A 2074-nucleotide genomic window follows, 5' to 3' on the forward strand; every position below is an offset into this window, starting at 1 on the left:
GTTCAGGGCTGCGGGGCGGTGGTGGTGATGGTGATCAGGTGGGAGGTCCAGTCGGTCATCTCGCCGACGTAGAGGGTGACGCTCCAGCTGTCGTTGCGGGAGAGGCAGGTGGCGATGCCCTGGCCGCCACCGGGTCCGATGCAGATCCGGATGAAGTCCCGGTGGGCCTCCCGGATGGGGAGCTTGCGGACGCGCTCCCAGAGGACGGGGAGGGCGTGGTCGAGGCTGGGGAAGTCGGTGGGGAGCATGACGCCGGCGATCCCGGCCCGGACGGTACTCACGCGGCGTCCGCCTCGGGGGAGACGTGGCACCAGACGAACTTCCCGACGCCGCCCTTGCGCGGGCAGCAGCCCCACTGGGTGGCCAGCTGCTGGACGAGGAACAGGCCCCGGCCGGTCTCGGCGGAGGTGGAGACGGGCCGGAGGGAGGGCTTCTCGCTGTCGGCGTCGTGCACCTCGATACGGAGGGTGTCGTCCGGGAGCAGCTGGAAACGGACGAGGATCAGCCGGTCGCGCGGGGCGCGGCAGTGCCGGACGGCGTTGGTGACCAGCTCGCTGACCAGCAACTCCCCGGTGAAGACGAGGAGTTCGCCGGAGGGGTGGGGGAGGAGGAAGTCGTGGAGCTCCCAGCGGGCGGTGCGGGGGGCCTTGCGGTGCCGGGGCAGCCAGCAGGTCCGCTCGGCGGGGATGGGGGAGGGGGAGAGGTCTTCAGGCATGGCGGGGCCACCTCTGGAGTGTGCAGGTGAGAGCGACTGAAGAAGGCATGGGGATGCCCGGGAGATGAGCCTTGTCGCAATGACTCTGTGTGGCTCGTCTCACTACTCCAGGTAGCATGCACCTGTGTTGATGCAGACCGCAAGCGAAACGAATGCAACGATGCAGATATCAGCTCGTTGGATTGACGAATCGTCACAAGGCAGACTGGAGGCCGCCAGGGAGAGGACTTGGACATGGCTGATGAGCTGAGGCCGACCGTGCGTGCTCGCAGGCTTGGCTCGGAACTTCGCCGTCTCCGCGAGGTTGCGGGCAAGGGGACCGAAGACGCAGCACAGGCACTTGCCTGTTCGCGCGCAAAGATCAGCCGCATAGAGACCGGGGCGTCGGGCGTTCGTCGGCTGGACCTTGGGATCCTGCTCGACCTCTACGGAGTGACCGGGGAGCAGCGCGATGGTCTTGAGGCCCTATCAAGGGAGAGCAAGAAGCGCGGCTGGTGGCACGACTACGGCGACACGATCCCGTCGGCCTACGTCGATGTTCTCGGGCTCGAAGACGACGCTCGGTACATCAGGATGTGGCAGACCATGGTCGTGCCGGGCCTGCTGCAAACGCGGCGCTATGCCCGGGCCCTGCTTGAAGCCAATCCTGCCGCCGTGCGACCGGAACGCGTTGACCAGTTGGTCGAGATCCGGATGGAGCGGAAGGAAGTCCTCGCGAAGCCGGACCCGGCCCGCTTCTGGGCGATCATCTGGGAGCCTGCGCTCAGGTGTCCCGTGGGAGGAGCAGAGGTCCACCGGGAGCAGTTGCGGCATCTGACGGAGATGGCGAAACTCCCGAACGTGACCCTGCAAGTGGTGCCACTGGATGTCGGCGCAACCGCCGGTGCATGCGGTGCGTTCGTGATGTACGGCTTCTCCGACTCGCCTGCCCCAGGGGCTGTGTTTCTGGAAACGTTGACGAGCAGCCACTACTTGGAGCAGCAAGGAGAGCTGGACGGCTACGGGCTGGTCTTCGAGTACTTGCGGTCGGCTGCCCTGGACCCCGTGAAATCGCTGGATATGATCGCGGCCATTGCGGCGGAGATGTGACGACGAGACCAGACGAGAGGTGTGAGCGCATGACTGTGACTGAGGACGGCGCTCGGGGTTGGTACAAGAGCAGTTACAGCGCTCAGGCGAACGAGTGTGTAGAAGCCCTGAAGTTGGGGTTGAACGGCATGGCAGTCCGCGACTCGAAGGACCTGGGCGGGCCGGCGCTGCTCTTCCCGGCTGACGCCTGGGCCTCGTTCCTCAACGGGGTCAAGTCAGGGGAACTTCCGGCTGGCTGAACCTACAGGGGTGCCCCGCACGGCTGTGGCC

At 66.2% G+C, this 2074-nt stretch carries 4 protein-coding genes; 2 read left to right on the plus strand and 2 right to left on the minus strand.

Annotation, left to right across the window (positions count from 1 at the left end):
- Window positions 1–2: 2 nt before the first annotated feature.
- Window positions 3–281: a hypothetical protein gene (locus tag ACFU6K_RS37725; protein WP_380670982.1), complete on the minus strand. Its 279-nt coding sequence runs from the start codon at window positions 279–281 to the stop codon at window positions 3–5.
- Window positions 278–715, minus strand: a complete 438-nt coding sequence (locus ACFU6K_RS37730; RefSeq protein WP_380670984.1) for an ATP-binding protein — start codon at window positions 713–715, stop codon at window positions 278–280. Before ACFU6K_RS37730 ends, ACFU6K_RS37725 begins: the two co-directional genes overlap by 4 nt.
- A 234-nt stretch (window positions 716–949) precedes the next feature.
- Here ACFU6K_RS37730 and ACFU6K_RS37735 point away from each other — a divergent pair, with 234 nt between their 5' ends.
- Entirely contained in the window at window positions 950–1804 is an 855-nt protein-coding gene (locus tag ACFU6K_RS37735; RefSeq protein ID WP_380670986.1) for a helix-turn-helix domain-containing protein, read from the plus strand.
- 29 nt (window positions 1805–1833) lie between these two features.
- Window positions 1834–2043, plus strand: a complete 210-nt coding sequence (locus tag ACFU6K_RS37740) for a DUF397 domain-containing protein (protein ID WP_380670988.1) — start codon at window positions 1834–1836, stop codon at window positions 2041–2043.
- The last annotated feature ends 31 nt before the right edge of the window (window positions 2044–2074 follow it).

The organism is Kitasatospora sp. NPDC057512 (assembly GCF_042802135.1).
Lineage (GTDB): Bacteria > Actinomycetota > Actinomycetes > Streptomycetales > Streptomycetaceae > Kitasatospora.

Coding starts and splice junctions, on each gene's coding strand:
- ACFU6K_RS37730 (WP_380670984.1), bottom strand. CDS start 715: ATGCCTGAAGACCTCTCCCCCTCCCCCATCCCCGCCGAGCGGACCTGC.
- ACFU6K_RS37735 (WP_380670986.1), top strand. CDS start 950: ATGGCTGATGAGCTGAGGCCGACCGTGCGTGCTCGCAGGCTTGGCTCG.
- ACFU6K_RS37740 (WP_380670988.1), top strand. CDS start 1,834: ATGACTGTGACTGAGGACGGCGCTCGGGGTTGGTACAAGAGCAGTTAC.